Genomic DNA, 17,831 nt, shown 5'->3' with positions numbered 1-17,831 from the left:
TATTTCGTGGGGTGTTGAAACCACTTTGTCCCACGGATCTCGCAGCAATTTCCGAGTCGTCTGAACACTCCTGGGACGCGCCGCGTATGTGATGGAGCCGCTTCACTCCTGTCGGGCGCCTCGATGCCCCGCAAGGAAGTCAGAGGAGTTCCATGGGACGCAACACACGCAAACGACGTTCGCCGCTGGCCGTCCGGGCCATCGCCGCATCCGCGGCGCTCGCGGTCGCGGGCGGCGGCCTGGTCTGGGCGAACTTCTACGCCTCAGCGGGCGAGTCGAAGTCCGGGCAGAACAGCACGCTGGCCTCCGCGCAGGTGGCCACGATCGACTGCCCGGACGTCGGCCAGAAGCTGACGAACGTGCCCGAGAGGGCACGCAAGGGCGTCGCCAAGGAGCTGGCGCTGCTGGACCAGCAGATCACCGAGGCCTACAAGCGTCTCGCTGACACGCGCCAGGCCCAGGCGGGAGACGCCGGCTTCGTCAACAACGCCATCATCGGCCCGCTCAAGTCCAAGCGAGTAGCCACCCTCGACCGGATCGGCATCAACATCCGGAACGCGGGCGGGCAGGCTCCGCAGGGCATGGACCAGCTCGCCGGCTGCAAGGGCGTCGCCGACCCGAACCAGACCAACGCGGGTGGCGGCCAGGGCGGCAACAACGGCGGCCAGGGCCAGAACCAGGGCGGTGACGGCCAGAACCAGGGCGGTGACGGCCAGGGTCAGAACCAGGGCAACGACGGCCAGGGCCAGGGCCCGGTCGCCAACGGTCCGGTCGCGGCCGACTTCCAGGACATCACCCAGGTCCAGCCGAACGGCGGCCCGAAGGGTGTGAACGGAAACGGTCTCGCCGCGAACGGCAACGGCGGTTCGACGGGCAGCTTCACCACCAGCTGTGGCACCAACTCGAACGACAACCACAACTCGGACAACATCATCGTGGCTCCGGGTGTCGACAACGGCGCGCAGCACACGCACGACTACGTCGGCAACCAGAACAACAACGCCTTCACCAGCGACCAGCAGTTCCTCCAGGCCGACACCAGCTGCCAGAACCAGGGCGACAAGTCGTCGTACTACTGGCCGGTGCTGCGTCTGCAGGACGGTACGCAGGAGTTCGACGCGAACGACCTCGGTGGCGGCGCGGAAGGCAACATCGGCAAGATCCTCGAGGCCAGCCAGGCGGAGCTGAAGTTCGTCGGCAACAAGAAGAGCAATGTCGTCGCGATGCCGCAGGCCCTGCGCATCATCACCGGTGACGCCAAGGCCTTCAACAACGGCCTCGCCAACGCCAACACCAACTGGAGCTGCACCGGCTTCGAGGACCGGCAGCTGACGGACAAGTACCCGATCTGCCCCGAGGGCAGCTCCGTGGTACGGACGTCCTTCTTCCAGAGCTGCTGGGACGGCCAGAACATCGACAGCGCGAACCACCGCACCCACGTGGACTTCGTCGAGGCGGACGGCAGCTGTCCCAACGGTTTCCAGGCCATCCCCCAGCTCCAGGCCCGTCTGGTCTACGACGTTCCGGCCCCGCAGATCCAGAACGGACAGGTCGTGAACCCGTTCGCGGTGGACGGCTTCCCGACCGAGCTGCACAAGGCGATCACCGACCACAACGACTTCATCAACTTCTTCGACGAGAACACGATGAAGCAGATGGTCGACTGCATCAACAACGGCCAGGACTGCCAGTAGTCCTGAACCGGTCACCAGTCACCTGAAGCGGTGATGAGGAAGCCGGCGGTGGATCCACCACCGCCGGCTTTCGTCGTCCCCCCGGGGCCGCGGCCCGCGCGGTCAGCCCTCGTGACCGCCGCTCTTGTTGTGGCTGCCACCGGGGTTCATGTGCTCGGACCCCTCCTGCAGCTCCCCGCCGAGCGTGCCCTGCAGCCCGGAGACCGTCGTCTCCTTCCCAATGGCGACCCACTTGCGGCCGACGAGGTAGTAGCCGCCGTAGTCCTTGGCAGCCGCGAGCCACTCAGCCTGGCCGCGATCGGTGGCGAAGGTCGCGAGGACGAACTTGTCATCGAACTCGCCGTCGCTGTTCTTGCAGACTGCCTGGCGGATCGTGTCCTCGTCCGTCTGCATGTCCGGCTTGCAGCCCACCTCGCCCGCGATGTGCTCCAGCGTCCCGGTCGCCGTCTTCGGCACGGCGGCCTCGGTGTCGTCGCCCGAGCCGCAGCCGGTCAGCAGCAGCAGCGCGGCGACCGTGCCGGCCGCGCCCCCCGCAAGGCTCTTCCTCGTCAAACTCATCCGTACCTCCGCGTCCATTCCGGCGACGTGAACTCGCCAGCTCCGTGCGCACCGTTGTTCACGGACGGTCGCCCCGTTAGCGTGCCGCCACTGTCGACACAGGGGGCACACAGACATGAACAGTCCGTCGCGACGCACGGTGCTGGGCTCGGCCGGTGTCATCGGCCTCGGAACCTACCTGCCGTGGTCGGCCCCGGCCCACGCCGCAGAGAGCCCCGGCGAGGGCCCCGTCTTCGATACGGCTCCCGCGCGCTCCGCGCTCAATCGGCTGCTGCCCGGCCACGCCGGACAGTTCCGGCTCAGTCTGCTCGACCGCAGCGGCACCGTCGACCGCTTCCGGGTCACGGGCACCACCGGAAGCATCCGGGTCCAGGCCACGACGCCCGCCACGCTGCTCATGGGCGTCCACTGGTACCTCAAGTACGTCTGCGGGGCGCACCTCGCCTGGAACGGCAGCCGGCTCGACCTTCCCAAGCGCCTCCCGCACCCGCCCGCCCCTGGAGATCCACCGCGCTCCCCCACCGCTTCGCGCTCAACGACACCAACGACGGCTACACCGCCCCGTACGCGGACTGGTCGTACTGGGAGCACCAGATCGACCTGCTGGCGGCGCACGGTTGCAACGAGGTGCTGGTCATCGCGGGGATGGAGGCCGTCTACCACCGGCTGCTGAAGGACTTCGGCTACTCCGACGAGGAGTCCCGGGCCTGGCTGCCCGCGCCCTCGCACCAGCCCTGGTGGCTGCTGCAGAACCTCTCCGGCTACGGTGGCCCCCTCTCCCCCGAGCTGATCGCCCGCCGGGCGGCCCTCGGCCGGCGGATCACCGACCGGCTGCGCGAACTGGGCATGTCGCCGGTGCTGCCCGGCTACTACGGGCACGTGCCCAAGGAGTTCGTGGCACGCAACGGCGGTGACGCGCACGTCGTCCCGCAGGGCATCTGGCACGGCTTCGAACGCCCCGACTGGCTCGACCCGCGCACGGACACCTTCGCCCGGGTCGCCGCCTCCTTCTACGGGCATCTGGAGGACGTGTACGGGGAGGCGTCCCACTTCAAGATGGACCTCCTGCACGAGGGCGGCACGGCCGGCGACGTGCCGGTGCCGGACGCCGCGCAGGGCGTGGAGAAGGCCCTCCAGAAGGCCCACCCCGGCGCCACCTGGGTGATCCTCGGCTGGCAGGAGAACCCGCTGCCCGAACTCCTGGACGCCATCGACCGGTCGAAGATGCTGATCGTGGACGGCGTCTCCGACCGCTACACCAGCGTCACGAACCGCGAACGCGACTGGGGCGGCACCCCGTACTGCTTCGGCACGATCCCCAACTTCGGCGGCCGTACGACCATCGGGGCCCGCGCCCACCTGTGGAACGACAAGTTCTTCGCCTGGCGGGACAAGGCGGACAGCGCGCTCGTGGGTACGGCGTTCATGCCGGAGGCCACCGACCGTGACCCCGCGGCCTTCGAACTCTTCTCCGAACTGGCCTGGACGCCGAAGAAGATCGACCGGGCGGCCTGGTTCTCCTCGTACGCCGACTTCCGCTACGGCGGCCGCGACGCGAGCGCCCGCAGGGCGTGGCGGGCGCTGCACGACACCGCCTACCAGCAGCGGGCCGTGGAGCGCAGCGACCCGCACGACTCCCTGTTCTGCGCCCGTCCCGACCTGGCCGCGGACCGGGCCGCCGAGTACGCGCCGAGGACGCTGACGTACGACCCGGGCCGCTTCGACGCGGCCCTCGCCGGGCTGCTGGGCGTCGCGGACGGGCTGCGCCGCAACCCGGCGTACCGGTACGACGTGGTGGACGTGGCCCGGCAGGCGCTCGCGCACCGCAGCCGTCAGTACCTGCCGCAGCTGCGGGCGGCCTTCCGACGGGGCGACCTCGCGACCTTCCGTGCGCTGTCCACGCTCTGGCTGCGGCTGATGCGGCTGTCGGACGAGGTCACGGGGACGAACACGGCGTTCCTGCTCGGTCCGTGGGTGAACGACGCGCGGCTGATGGCCACGAACGACGCCGAGCGGGCGGAGTTCGAGCGGACGGCGAAGGTGCTGATCACGGTGTGGGGCGGGCGGGCCACGTCCGACACGGGGAATCTGCACGAGTACGGCAACCGGGAGTGGAACGGTCTCATGGCCGACTTCTACGTGCCGCGCTGGCAGAAGTGGCTGGACTCGCTGGAGGACGCGCTCGTCACGGGGACCGCTCCGGCGACCGTGGACTGGTTCGCGTTCGAGGAGCCGTGGACACGGGAGCGCAAGGACTATCCGGCGCGGCCGGTGGGGGACGCGTACCGGGCGGCGGTGCGGGTGCGGGACGTGCTGGCGCGGGCGCCGTACCAGGGGTCGCTGACCGTCACGGCCGAGCCGCCGGTGCTGGCGCCGGGCGGGAGCGCGCGGATGTCGGCGGTCCTGCGCAACGTCAACGGGCTGCGGGCGACCGGGCGGGTGGACTTCGCCCTCGGCGGCTTCGCCGGGACGGCCGAGCCGGAGGGCCCGACATCGTTGCCGAGCGTCGCGGCGGCGGGCTCGGGGACGGTGCGCTGGCGCGCGGACGCGCCGGACGTCCCGCTCGACCGGCCGTTGCGGCCGCTGCCGTACACGGTCACGGCGAAGTACGGGCCGCGCGGCGAGAAGCGGGTCGAGGGGCGCTTCGACGGAACGCTCTTCGAGGCGGGCGCGCTGGCCGCCGGGTGGCGGACGTACACCAACAACGCGGCCGTCTTCGGGCAGTTGGGGAGCCGCTTCGGGATCGACGGGGCGGGCGGACCTGTGGCGGGGACGACGGAGTTCGGCACCGTCTACCGGGCGGGGCTCTGCGCGACGGTACGTCCGTCACGCTCGGGTCGACTCCCAGGCGGCGACCGGGAACTGGGCGCGGGCGGGGATCGTGGTGCGCAACAGCCTCGGTACGGCGGGGACGGCGGGGTTCCTGAACCTGGCGGTCACCCGCGAACGGGTGGTGCTGTCGTACGACAGCACGGGGACAGGACGCTCGACACGTATCGGCGGATCACAGGGGTGAGGGCGCCGGTGTTGTTGCGGTTGCGGCGGACGGGGGTGGGGGCGTACACGGGGAGTGTTCGGTCGATGACGGGGTGAGCTGGCGGGTGGTGGCTTCGGTGGGGGTGCCGGGGCGGGGGTCGGGGGCAGGATGTGGGGATCTTCATGAGTGCGACGAATGGGGGAGCGGGGTTCGGGGGTTGGTCGAGTTCAGTGGGTGGTCGCTCACCTGACCTTTCTCGCCCCCGCCGCCCCTACCCGTCCCTCCCCAGGGGCTGCGCCCTTTGACCCCCATCCGCGGGCCCGGTGGGGCTGGTCGCGCAGTTCCCCGCGCCCCTGAAAAGCGGGAACTGCGCGAGAAGCCCCACTCACCCGCACCCGCCCACGAGACACGCACCCCCACCCCTGGGCGCCCCGGCCGACCCCGGTGGAACGGCGTGGTGACCATCGGACCATTCCGCTCGTTCTGTTGAACGTGCAGTCACAGGATGTCGCCCCGCGCCCCGCAGCTTCCCGCGCTCAGGAGTCGGTCGTGGACGTCGAGCAGGCGGAGGCCGCGCTCGTCGAGCACTATCCGCGTCTGGTGCGGCTCGCCTATCTGATGTTGCCGTCGAGCCTGGGCCGCAACCGTCGTGTGCTGACGGCGCACGCGCTGACGCAGCGGGCGCTGCCGAGGGGGCGCGCGTCGGCCTCCCTGATCCCGGCCCAGGCGACGGGCACGGGAACCGTGGCGGGGCGGGAGCGCAACCCGGGGTACGCCTATGTCCGGCTCCAGGTGGTCCGCACCGCCCTGGAGGCCGGACTCCCGCTGCGGCGCAGGGCGTGGCCGAAGCGGTCCCAGCTGCCGCCGCTGCTCCCGCGCGTGTGGGGGCTGCGGCTCTTCCCCCGATCGGGCGGCACCGACGAACTGGCCCTGGAGCAGAGGCTGTCGGCGCTCTCCGGACCGGCCCGCGCCGCCTATGTCCTGCGGGGCCTGGAGAGGCTTCCCGACCCGGTCATCAGGACGCTCCTGGACGAAGCCGGGGTGGGTGATCCGGGCGCCGCGCTGCGGGAGGCCGACTCGGTGTCGGCGCAGCAGCAGGCGCTGCTCCTCTCCCCGGAGTACGACCCCTGTTCGCTGCACGCCCGCCCCACCGATCTGGTGCGCCGCCGCCAGCACACCAAGGCCGCGCTGGCCGCGACGGCCGCCGTGGTGGTGTGCGGGGCGCTCCTCGGCCTGCCCGGGGACGCGTGGGGCCCGGACGGCGCGGCGGCACCGTCGTACGCGCGCAACCCGGCGGCCCAGGCGGCCCTGGATCCGGGCAGGTTGACGACGGCGACGGCCACGGCGTGGCGGGCGACGGGGCGGACCGACTTCACCACCTGGCCCGCGCGCGGCGATCTCGTCAAGGACAAGGCCCTGTTGCGGCGGGCGCTCGCCGTGTGGGCCCGGCCCGGTGAGTCCGTGCAGGTCGCGGTCACCCTCGGCACGCAGGCCGGTCCCCCGCCCGGCCCGCCACAGCTGCTGTACGCGGGCGAGGTCGACAACCTCCGGGTCGTCCTGCTCCACGACGGCCTGCGGATCGCCCGGTACGCGGAGCCCCTCGACGACCCGGGCATGGCGGCCCTGGATCTGACCCGGGTGGACGGGGCGACCGGCGCCGGCGCGAGCGCCCTGGTGCTGGGCCGGGTCGACGGCAACGTCCGCTATCTGACGGCGCCTTGGGTGCGCGAGGCTGCCGTACGGGATCTGGCGAAGGCCGACGGCGGTGTGCGGAGGCTGGCGCCGGCGAAGGACGGGACGACGGCTCCGTTCGCGAGTCCGGCGGTGCGTGCCGGGAAGTGCGAGTCGTGGGACGTGCTTCAGCTGACCGATGCCGAGGGGGGTACGCGGCTGCTGAGCGATCTGGCCGAGGTGATTCCCGCGCATCTCACCGTCGGCCGGCCGTCCCGCGCGCCCGCCCGTGACGCGTCCGCCGCTCCCGAGGTCTGGGCGCCTTTCGCCTGTTCCCTCGCCGCCGTGCGGTCGCAGGGGGTGCGGAGCGTCAACGCCTGGCGGTTCGCGCGCCAGCCGTTGCCCGACGGCAGTGGCACGGCCGACTGGGTGTGCACCCGCGCCGAGACCTGGCGGGGCGCGGGCACCCGGGCGATGACGCAGTTCGTCACCCCGGTCGGCGCGTATGTCACGGCCGCCGCCGACGAGGTCCCCGCCTGCGGGCCGGCCGATCCCCATGTCCTCGCCGGCGGCCCGTGGAAGTCCGCGACCGGCGTCTCCTATCTGCTGGCCGCCGGGAGCAAGGACACCGTCTCCGTGGAACTGGGCGGCGGGGCGAGCGGATCGGCGCAGGGCAACCTTCTCGCCGTAGCGGTCGAGGAGGGCGCGCGGGCGGAGTTGACGGGCACGCTGGCGAACGGCCGGGAGATCAGCACGCTTCAGCCCGCCCGGGCCCAGTGAGGCGAGGCCGGTCGGCGACAGACCGGTGACCGGATGGGTCGAACGCCTATACGCTATCCAGCCGATGACCGGCTGGAATCGATCGGTAAGGTGTTCGTATGCGAACCGGTGCGCGCCGCAGGATGGGTGTGGAGGAGCGGCGGCAGCAGTTGATCGGGGTCGCCCTCGAACTGTTCAGCCGGCGCTCGCCCGACGAGGTCTCCATCGACGAGATAGCCTCGGCGGCGGGTATCTCCCGTCCACTCGTCTACCACTACTTCCCCGGCAAACTCAGCCTGTACGAGGCCGCGTTGAAGCGTGCCTCCGACGATCTCGCGAACCGTTTCGTGGAGCCCCGGGAGGGTCCGCTCGGCGCCCGGCTGCTCCGTGTGACGCACCGGTTCTTCGACTTCGTCGACGAGCACGGCCCCGGGTTCTCGGCCCTGATGCGGGGTGGCCCGGCCGTCGGCTCGTCCCGTACCAACGCCCTCGTCGACGGCGTACGGCAGGCCGCCTATGTCCAGATCCTTTCGCACCTGGATGTCGACACTCCGCCGGCCCGGCTCGAACTCGTCATCCGCTCCTGGATCTCGCTGGCCGAGTCCACGGCCCTCATCTGGCTGGACGGCCGCCGTATCCCGAGACAGGAACTGGAGATCCAACTCGTCCACGGCTTCGCGGCCCTGGCGGCCGTGAGCGCGGCGCAGGACGCGGAGATGGCGGACCTGCTCCGCGGCATGCTCGCGAACGAGCCGCACGACGGCCCGTTCAGCGACCTCGCGGGCCGCCTGGTGGCTCTGGCCCGCGGCTGATCCTCGCCTAGACGTCGACCTTCCGGTACGACGGGTCCAGGTCCCGCACCTCCGCCGACGCGTGGAACGCCAGCCCCTCCCCCACCTTCACGTGCTCCCGCAGCAGTTCCAGCACGTTCTCCGTCAGCGTCACCTTGGTCTCGTCGGTCCGGCCCGCGAGCAGCCCGAGCGTGACGTGGACGATCGCGTGACCGTCGGTGTCGGGCCCGACGACCGTGTCCTCGGTGGCCCGGAACTGCGTCTTGCAGGCCGCCGGCTTCGCGGCGGCCGTCCGCACGACCTCGTCGTGCAGGGCCTTGGCGAACGCGGGCCGGTCGAAGCCCTCGGAGAGGACAGCGGAGTAGTCAACAGTGATCTGCGGCATGAGGGTCACCCTAACCGCCGCAGCCGCAACGCCAGCATCGCGATGTCGTCCTCCCGGTCCTGGCCGAAGCAGTGCAGCAGGGTGTCGCACAGCGCGACCGTCCCGGTCGGCGCGTCCGCGGCGGCGGCCCGCAGTTGCTCCAGGGAGAGCGACAGGTCGATGCCCCGGGTCTCGACGAGCCCGTCCGTGACCATGAGCAGCCGGTCCGTCGGCCACAGCACCGTCTCCGTGGGCTCGGGCCGTTCGAGGCCGAGCCCGAGGAGGGGGCCCGCGGCCTTCACGTAGGCGGCCTCGCCGGAGTCACGGACGATCAACGGCGGGATGTGGCCCGCGTTGGCGATCCGCACCCGCCCGCTGCCCGGATCGACGAGGGTCAGACAGACCGTGGCGGTCACATCCGGGTGGTAGTGCTGGAGCATCCGGTCGAGCCGGTGGGCGAGCGCAGCCGGGTCGGACTGCTCCACGCAGTAGGCGCGCAGGGCGTGCCGGATCTCCACCATCACGGTGGCCGCTTCCAGCGAGTGCCCGACGACGTCGCCGACAGCGGTGAGGACGCCGCCGGGAGTGGACAGAGCCGCGTAGAAGTCGCCGCCGATCTCGGTCTGCCGGGAGGCCGGCACATACCGGACGACGACTTCCAGGCCGGGGAACTCGGGCACCCGCTTGGGCAGGAAGCTGTGCTGGAGGGTGAGCGCGACATGGCGCTCGACCTGGTACATGAGCAGGGGTTGCGCGGCCAGCGCGGTGGCCTGGGCGAGGCGGGCGACCAGGCCCGTGGTGTCGTAGGCCGTGCCCCGGGTGCCGTGCACGGGTGTGGCGACGCAGACGGGCGTACCGCTCTCGGTGCAGGCGAGGACGAGACGGGCGTCCTCGGTGACGCCGGGCCGGAAGAACCCGGCGGGCCACAGGGGCGCGGGGACGACCGTGTCGTGCGGGCGGGGGTCGCCGTCGGTGACGCGGCGGATGAGCCGTGCCACGGCGTCGTGCGCGCCGGCGTCGGGGAGGGTGGTGCGGGCGCGGGCCCGGGAGGTGCCTCTGTAGAGGTGGCCGTCCTCGCCGAGCACGAACACGGCGGCGGGCGACCGGGTGAGCCGGGCGGCTCCCTCGGCGGCGGCCCCGGCCAACTCCTCCAGGGTGCGGGCGGCCTGGACGTCGACGATGGTCTCGGAGAGCAGCGTGAGCCGTCGTACGAGGACCTCGGCGCCGGTGCGCATCCGGGCGCCGCGGACGGCGGCGCGGACGACCGCCTGGATCTCCTCCGGTTCGGCGGGGATCGTCAGATAGGCCTCGCCGCCCGCGTCCAGGCCCCGGCAGCGGTCGCTGGGGGCGACGGCCGCGGCGGAGAAGTGCACGACGGGCAGGGCGGCCGTCGGGGACTGTGCCTTGAGCCGACGGCAGAGTTCGAAGCCGCTCATGTCGGGGAGGCCGACGTCGACGAGGGCCACGTCCGGCAGGACGCCCGAGCGCAGCCGCACGTCGAGTTCGGCGAGGGCCTCACCGGCGCTGGCGACGGGGACGACGCTGTGTCCGGCTCTGCGCAGCACCGCGCCCATCGCGTACCGGCTGGCGGCCGCGTCGTCGACCACCAGGACCGTGGTGCTTGCTTCGTCGGCCATCAGGCTCATGAGGCTCTCGTCGTCGCCGGCGCTCGGATGGTGCGGACCGGATCCCCGCTCCGGCCGCACCACCCAAGCTAGCGTCCTACCGGCCGGATCGTGCGAAGACCGCCACGGTCCGTCCCGGAACGACGAAGGTCCCCGATTCCGCTTCGTACGACGCCTCGCGGACGGTAGAGTCCGCGCCCGACGCCTGCACCTGGTGCAGGGCGTACGCCGTCCCGGCCAGGTCGTCCACGGTCTGCTTCCGCTCCTCGGGGGTGGCGTTGAAGACGACGACGAGGTCACCGAGTTCCATGGTGATCACGCCCGGGGTCTCGTCCTTCCCCGACAGCGGGAACGACAGCTTCGACTGGACCTGTCCGGTCGTGTCGAGGGAGAAGGCGTCCTCCGTCGTACGGATCCTCAGCAGGTCGCGGTAGGCGGCCGAGGCGCCCTCGATCTGCTCGCAGCCGACCTTCACCGTGGTCAACAGGGGCTTGGCGTAGGGCCACTTGGACTGGTTGTCGGCCGCGAGGGGCAGGCCCCGGCCGAAGCCGTTGCCGTCCCGGCAGTCCCAGTGGACGGCGTTGAACCAGTCGCCGCTGTCGTAGGAGTTGCGGTCCAGGGACTTGGACCGCAGCAGGTCGGTGCCCGCCTGGGAGAGCGCCGGGCCCTGCGAGAGGACGGCCGTCGCCATCGCGAGGACCTGCATACGGGCCCGGTCGGCGGCGTTCGTCGAGGCCGGCAGCTTGAAGGCGAGCGCGTCGAACAGCGACTCGTTGTCGTGCGCGTCGACGTAGGCGAGGGCGTCGCCGGGGGCGTCCGCGTATCCGGCGGGGGCGCCGTTGTAGTCGACCTCGGAGCCCTTGACCTCCTTGCCGTCGGTGTCGGTGAACCGGTAGTTCGCGAGGTTGCCGCTCAGGCCGACCTTGATGAGGTCCTGGTAGTGCAGCAGCCGGGCCTTCTGCTCGGCCGGGGTGCCGTTGCCGTCCGAGGAGTTGGGCTCGGTGTGCAGTCCGGAGGCGAAGCCCTGGACGCCCGGGTCCTCGTCGAAGGGGCCGCCGCCGCGCACGGCGTCACGGGCCCGGTCGGAGAAGGTGGCGATGCCGGTCCCCGCCATGTTCTTCTGGGTGGCCTGGACGAAGCGGGCGTCGTCGGCGACCTCGCCGAAGTTCCAGCCCTCGCCGTAGAGGATGATCCGCTTCCCGTCGACGCCGTCCTTCTCGATCGTGAGCGCGTCGAGGGCCTTGCGCACCGCCAGGATGTTGGCCTTCGGGTGGTGCCCCATCAGGTCGAAGCGGAACCCGTCGACCTTGTACTCCTTGGCCCAGGTGACCATGGAGTCGACGACCAGCTTGCCCATCATGGTGTTCTCGGGCGCGGTGTTGGCGCAGCAGGTGGAGGTGGCGACCGAACCGTCGGCGAGGAGCCGGTGGTAGTAGCCGGGGACGACCTTGTCGAGGACGCTCTCGTCGGCCTGGCCGCTGGCGGGGGTGTGGTTGTAGACGACGTCCAGCACGACCCCGAGGCCGTCGTCGTTGAGGGCCCGCACCATCTTCCGGAACTCGACCGTGCGCCGTGTCCCGTCCGGGTCGGTGGCGTACGAGCCCTCCGGGACGGTGTAGTGGTACGGGTCGTAGCCCCAGTTGAACGCGTCCTTGGCCGCGACCTTCGCCACGCACTCCTGCTGCTTGTCGGAGTCGGCGGCGTAGGAGCCGAGGTCGCAGTCGACGGTCGCCTGGTCGGCCTTCCTCTCGGGGATGGTGGCGATGTCGGCGACGGGCAGCAGGTGCACGTACGACGTCCCGGCCTTCGCCAGTTCCCGCAGGTGCTGGGAGCCGGTGCTGCCCTTGTCGGTGAAGGCGAGGTAGGTGCCCTTGTCCTTCGCGGGCACGGTGCCGTCGCCGATCGAGAAGTCCCGGACGTGCAGTTCCTGGATCTGCGCGTCCTTCAGCGGTACGGCCTTCGGCTTGGTGTACGACGACCAGCCGCTCGGCGCCAGGGACCTGTCCGCCAGGTCGACGACGAGGCTGCGCTCGGAGTCGGCGGTCAGGGCGACGGAGTACGGGTCGGTGACCTTGTTGGTGACGAGCCCCCGGACGCTGGGCGCCCACACCTTCACGACGTACCGGTAGGGCTTGTTCTTCCAGGACTTCTCACCCGTGACGGACCAGACGCCGGTGGTGTCGTCCCGCTTCATGGGGACGGTCCTCCCGTCGAGTTCGAGCTGCACCGACTGTGCCGTGGGGGCCCAGACGGCGAGCGTCGGCCGGCCCTTGCGGAACGTCGGGCCGAGGTCGGCGGCCGATCCGTCGTAGAGGTCGTCGAGCACACCGGCGATCTGGACGCCCGTCGCCGCGAGCACGGCGCCGTCGGCCGCGCGCTGGGAGGCCACCAGCTGGCCGCGCAGGGCCGCACGGACCCGGTCGCGGTCGCGCGGGTCGACGGTCCACGCGGTGTACGCCTTCAGGTGCGGGAACTTCGCCTTCTGGGTGTCGGTCAGGGCCGACCTGTTCAGCCGCAGCCATCGCTCGTCGGTGCTGGTGAGGGCGCCGTCCTTCGCCGTGATCGAGCCGGAGCGCGAGTACAGCAGCTGGGTGGAGGCGGCGGTGTCGTCGCCGTTCCAGGCGAGGGTGTTCCGGTCGATCCAGACCGCCTTGGAGGTGGTGAGGTCGAGGGCGGCGGCGGAACCGGCCGGCTGCGGGAGCAGGTACTTCTCCTGACCGTTCAGCAGCCACACCTCGTGTCCGTTGGTCTTGAGGTCGAGTGCCTGGTCGGTGGGGAGGTCCTTCTCGTCGCCCTTGTGGATGATGTAACTGAGGCTGGTGGCCCCGTCGGTGAGGGGCACCTCGAAGACGGCGCCGTAGGCGTCGGTCCGCACCGGCTCCAGGGGCTCGGCCCAGTCCGTGGGGTGCGCGGCGCCGGACCAGACGTGCAGGCCCCAGCCGTCGTAGTTGCCGTCGGCGCGGTGGTAGTGGAGGACGGCCTTGGTCCTGTCCTGCTCGGGGTAGTCGCCGGCCGGCTTCTCGGTCCGTACGGCCTCCTCGCCCTGCTCGACCCAGATCTCGCCCGTCCTCGTCACGTCGATCGAGCGGTCGGCGGAGACGTCCTTGGTGCCGTCCTTGTCGATGACGAGGTAGTTGACGCTGGTGGCACCGGGCTTGAGCTTGACGTACGCGAAGGCGCCGTACGCGTCCCGCCCGATGAAGTCATGCCCGTCGGGCCAGGTGGTCCCCTCGCCCTCGGCGATGTCGCCCCAGGCGTACAGCCGCCAGTCGGTGTAGTCGCCGTCGGCGCGCTGGTAGTGGACGATCGCGTGGTCGCGCGAGGAGGCGGTGGGGACCTCGGGGGCGGGCGGGGTGCCCGTGGTGGAGGTCGCGGTGGCGCTCGCGGTACGTCCGGTCCGGTCGATCACCACTGCTTTGTACCGCAATGCGGTGCCGGCCGGAACGTCCTCGCCGATGGTCTGGGTGACCTTGTAGGGGGCGTGGTCGGCGGAGCCCAGCGTCTTCCACGTGCCGTTGCCGACCTGGGCGGCGAAGACGACCCGGTTGAGCTGTCCGCCGTCCACGTCCGCGCCGATCTCGACCGTGCCGGTGGCGCCGGCGGCCGGGGCGTCGAGCGTGAGGGACGGCTTGGTGGCGGGCTTCGCGAGGGAACGGGCGGCCTTGAGGACGATCGCCGAGCGGGCCGGGACGGTGACGGTCACCTTCTTGTCCGCGGCGCTCGTCACCTTGCCGTCGGTGCCGTAGACGCCCTTGAAGGTCATGCGGGCCGACCCCGTGGCGAAGGTGGCCCTCTCTGCGTCGTCCGCGTTGTTGAAGGCGACGACGTACTCGATGCCGGTCCGGGCGTCCGTCCGCGAGAAGGCGTAGACGCCGGCCCCGTCGGCCGCGTAGCGCTCGGTCTGCACGCCGTCGGCGAGGGCCGGGTGGGCCTTGCGGAGCCCCGCGAGCGCGCTGATCTGCCGGTAGAGCGGCGCACCCGTGTCGTACGCGTCCTCGGCGTGCGTGCGGTCCGTGCCGAGCAGGTCGTCGTCCAGGTAGTCGGCCGTCTTCGAGGCGAACATCGTCTGGCGGGCGTCCTTGTCGCCGCCCGCGCCGGTGAAGCCCTGCTCGTCGCCGTAGTAGACGACGGGGTTGCCCCGGCTGAGGAACATCAGCTCATTGGCGAGCCTGTCCTTGGCGAGCAGTTCGGCGTCGGACGCCTTGGGGTCGTCCTGCTTGAGGAAGGTCCCGATGCGGCCCATGTCATGGTTGCCGAGGAAGGTGACCTGCTCGTAGGCATTGGCCTTGTCGGTCGTGTACCGGTAGTCGTCGCCGAAGACCGACGCCAGCTTCTTCGCGCTGCCGCCCTGGGAGGCGTACGAGCGTGCCGCGTCCTGGAAGGGGAAGTCGAGCGTGGAGTCGAGGCGGCCCTGGGTGACGTACGGGGAGGTCACGGCGGTGTCGGCGGAGTAGACCTCGCCGAACATGAAGAAGTCGTCGCGGCCCTTCTTCGCGGCGTACGCGTCGAGCGCGGTGGCCCACTGCGTCCAGAACTCCATGTTCACGTGCTTCACGGTGTCGATCCGGAAGCCGTCGATGCCGAAGTCCCGCACCCACTTCTCGTAGATCTTCTCCATGCCGGAGACGACCTCGGGGCGTTCGGTCCACAGGTCGTCCAGCCCGACGAAGTCGCCGTAGGTGGCGGACTCGCCGGCCCAGGTGGAGTCGCCCCGGTTGTGGTACATCGTCGGGTCGTTCAGCCAGGAGGGGACCTTGGTCCTCTTCTCGGCGGCCGGGACGACGGGGGTGCGGGGGAAGGAGTGCCGGTCGACGGAGGGGAAGTTCTTCCTGCCGTCCGCGTAGTCGGCGTCGTCGAAGGGCTTCCCGTCCTCGGTCAGGTAGGGGAAGGCGCCCTTGGAGAGGTAGTCGTAGGACTTCTCGTCGTAGTCGACGACGTCGGCGGTGTGGTTGGTGATGACGTCGAAGAAGACCTTCATGCCCTTGGCGTGCGCCTTGGAGATCAGGGTCTGAAGGTCCTTGTTGGTGCCGAAGTGCGGGTCGACCTGGGTGAAGTCCGTGATCCAGTAACCGTGGTAGCCGGCGGAGGCGTCGGCCCCCGTCCCCTGCACGGGCCGGTTCTTGAAGATCGGGGCCATCCAGATGGAGGTGGTGCCGAGGCCCTTGATGTAGTCGAGCTTCTTGGTCAGGCCCTTGAGGTCACCGCCCTGGTAGAAACCCTTGTCGGTGGGGTCGTAGCCGGTGGCGAGGCGCGAACCGGTCAGCCCGCCCTTGTCGTTCGCCCTGTCCCCATTGGCGAAACGATCCGGCAGGACGAAGTAGAACTGCTCGCGGGTGAGGTCGTGACGTGCGGCGCTCTTCGCCAGCTTCGCGTCGGACGGCGGTGCGGGCGGTGTGGCGGCCCCGGCGGCCAGGGGCTGGACGAGCGCCGCGGTCAGCGCGGTCACGGTGACCGCGCCGACCACGGCGGTCCGTCCGGCGTGGGTTGTTCGGCGCCTCGACGGCGTCGGCCATCTCGGTATCACAGATGGGCTCCTTGCGATGACGGCTCTGGTGGGTCCGACCGTTCCTGGAGACCGAGCGGGAGTGAGTCCTGTTGCCAGGTCTCATGCTCGGCCGAACGCCCCGGACGGTGTTGGGCGTTCTGGTTGCCCGCGTTCGCTCCGCACCCGGGCGGCACGGATCGTGTCCGTGGTCCGGGGATGCGGGGGCGGGATTCCTCACGCCCGGCAACACCTGATCCGGCCTGGACGGTCCGATGCCCCACCGCATCACTCCGGTGCCGTGGGGGCGGTGGCGTCCGTCGCCGGACCGGGTGTTGCTGGGCGCGCCTTCCGATCGCCACGGCAGCAGCCTCGTGGCGAGTGGTCTTACGTGTTGTGGTGGTGAGGGGCTTCTGCCAGTGCTGGGCTCCCCAGCGGCTGGTGTAGGCCGGGTCGACGGCGATGACCGCGACACCCGTGGCGTCGGCCATCGAGGCCACCCGGGCGCGGAGTCTGCCGGTGGGCATGCCGGAGATCAGCCGGCGGAAGCGTGTGCGGCGGCCGTGTTTCTCGCGGGTCTTCTCGGCGGTGAAGTCCAGGTCCTCCACCGCGATCGTCTTCACCCCGCAGGCGCGGGCCCAGTGCAGAAGGCGGGTCAGGGCGTGGCGGACCTGGGCGTCACGATGGCTGGCGGTGCCGGTCAGGTCGTAGGAGAAGCGGCGCGGGCTGGCGGTGGGGTTGCCGTGGACGTCCAGGCGCCAGGCGGCCAGGTGGTCGGCGTTCATGTCGACGCCGATCACGCCGTGCGCGAGGGCTGCCTCGAGGGGAGGGTGGGGTGGGCGGGATCTGCCAGGACGCGGTCACATACCAGCGCTCCCGGCCCGTATCCAGGTGGATGCGGTAAGCGATCGCCCGGTTCGCCGCGACGCGGTCCGCCCAGTCACCGCCCCGGTGCGCGAACGCGACCCGGCACGCCAGGACGTACCGTCCGTGCGGGGCGTTCGCCAGATACACGAGCGGCGCGGGCAGTTTGATGCTGACCTCGCCCTCGGGGCTGATGCGGATGGTCTCGTTGCCGTAGCGCTTGCCGGACTCCCCGTCCGCCTGGCAGAACCAGCGCTCCGCCTCCCACCGCCCACGCCACGCGGACTCCGTCAGCCCAGCCTCCTCCAGATGGTGCCGGGTACGGGCCAGGCGCTTGCCGCCCCGCACCACGTGCACGATCCCAGCCTCCCGGTCGGCCCGCGCGACAGTCAGCCGGTCCTGCAGCACCCGCAGCCGCCGCGACTTCGCATGCCACTCCCGCCGCGACCGGTAACCCCCCGGCGCCTTTCTCGTCCCCTTCTGCCCGACCGGCAGCGCCAGCCGGGCTTCGATCGTGCGGATCCCCGCTTCCAGATTCTGGATGTGCGCGAGCTGGCAGCGGCGGGCGAGCGCCCACTGGTCGTGCGTGGTCTTGGTGATACTGCCCGCCCAGCGTGACGACGAGGCGGGCGTCAGCTCCCGCTTGCGGACCGCCCACGCCTGCCCGGAATGCTCCAGGCCGTCCCAGCAGCGCGCCTTGAGATCCTTCGAGGCCAGCGACCCCAGATGCCCGCCCACCAGACGCAGCACCTTCTCATCACCCGGCGTCAGCTGCTTCAGACGCGTGCGGACAGCCACACCGGACGGCCCGGACGCGACGAACGGCGCCGCGATGCTCCGCAGCTCACCCACCCCGCCACCCCGCCCGGCCCGACTCGAATACATCGTCGCCCGGGAAACGAGCACCACCCATGAAGGTCACGCATTCGATGAGAGAACGTCAGTTCTCCATCGAAAACCGGCATCACAAGCCAGGTGTGCGGCTCGACACAGGCCATCCACACTCACCCCCGCTCACCCGAACGCTCTTGAACCACTCCAACGTC

At 71.0% G+C, this 17,831-nt stretch carries 7 protein-coding genes and 2 pseudogenes; 4 read left to right on the top strand and 5 right to left on the bottom strand.

Going from position 1 to position 17,831, the window contains the following annotated elements:
- Positions 1 to 152 precede the first annotated feature (152 nt).
- Positions 153 to 1,694, top strand: a complete 1,542-nt coding sequence (locus tag E4N62_RS05100; RefSeq protein WP_230212111.1) for a DUF1996 domain-containing protein — start codon at positions 153 to 155, stop codon at positions 1,692 to 1,694.
- 102 nt (positions 1,695 to 1,796) lie between these two features.
- On the opposite strand, the gene E4N62_RS05095 is transcribed toward E4N62_RS05100, so the two are convergent.
- Entirely contained in the window at positions 1,797 to 2,252 is a 456-nt protein-coding gene (locus tag E4N62_RS05095; protein WP_230212110.1) for a hypothetical protein, read from the bottom strand.
- 115 nt (positions 2,253 to 2,367) lie between these two features.
- On the opposite strand from E4N62_RS05095, the pseudogene E4N62_RS49265 reads away from it, so the two are divergent.
- The 3 genes and pseudogenes from E4N62_RS49265 (at position 2,368) to E4N62_RS05080 (ending at position 8,471) form a co-directional block, all read left to right on the top strand.
- Positions 2,368 to 5,479, top strand: a pseudogene (locus tag E4N62_RS49265) (alpha-N-acetylglucosaminidase).
- Between the two features lie 242 nt (positions 5,480 to 5,721).
- The gene (locus E4N62_RS05085) at positions 5,722 to 7,680 is read left to right on the top strand and encodes a hypothetical protein (RefSeq protein WP_230212461.1); all 1,959 of its coding nucleotides are present in this window, start codon (positions 5,722 to 5,724) and stop codon (positions 7,678 to 7,680) included.
- 98 nt (positions 7,681 to 7,778) lie between these two features.
- Positions 7,779 to 8,471 (top strand): TetR/AcrR family transcriptional regulator, encoded by a 693-nt coding sequence (locus E4N62_RS05080; RefSeq protein WP_230212109.1) that lies wholly within the window; start codon positions 7,779 to 7,781, stop codon positions 8,469 to 8,471.
- A 7-nt stretch (positions 8,472 to 8,478) separates the two neighbouring features.
- Here the strand turns inward: E4N62_RS05080 and E4N62_RS05075 are convergent, their stop codons facing one another.
- From E4N62_RS05075 to E4N62_RS49260, 4 genes and pseudogenes are all read right to left on the bottom strand, one after another.
- Positions 8,479 to 8,835, bottom strand: a complete 357-nt coding sequence (locus E4N62_RS05075) for a 5-carboxymethyl-2-hydroxymuconate Delta-isomerase (RefSeq protein WP_230212108.1) — start codon at positions 8,833 to 8,835, stop codon at positions 8,479 to 8,481.
- Positions 8,836 to 8,840: 5 nt separating this feature from the next.
- Entirely contained in the window at positions 8,841 to 10,451 is a 1,611-nt protein-coding gene (locus E4N62_RS05070) for a fused response regulator/phosphatase (protein ID WP_230212107.1), read from the bottom strand.
- An 85-nt stretch (positions 10,452 to 10,536) separates the two neighbouring features.
- Positions 10,537 to 15,963, bottom strand: coding sequence for a pullulanase-type alpha-1,6-glucosidase (gene pulA, locus E4N62_RS05065; RefSeq protein ID WP_230212106.1), 5,427 nt, complete (start codon positions 15,961 to 15,963; stop codon positions 10,537 to 10,539).
- Positions 15,960 to 17,637 (bottom strand): annotated as a pseudogene (locus E4N62_RS49260) (IS200/IS605 family accessory protein TnpB-related protein). Before E4N62_RS49260 ends, pulA begins: the two are co-directional and overlap by 4 nt.
- Between the last annotated feature and the right edge of the window lie 194 nt (positions 17,638 to 17,831).

This window comes from Streptomyces sp. MNU76 (assembly GCF_020982545.1).
GTDB lineage: Bacteria > Actinomycetota > Actinomycetes > Streptomycetales > Streptomycetaceae > Streptomyces.
This window is presented reverse-complemented; position numbering and strand designations above follow the sequence as displayed.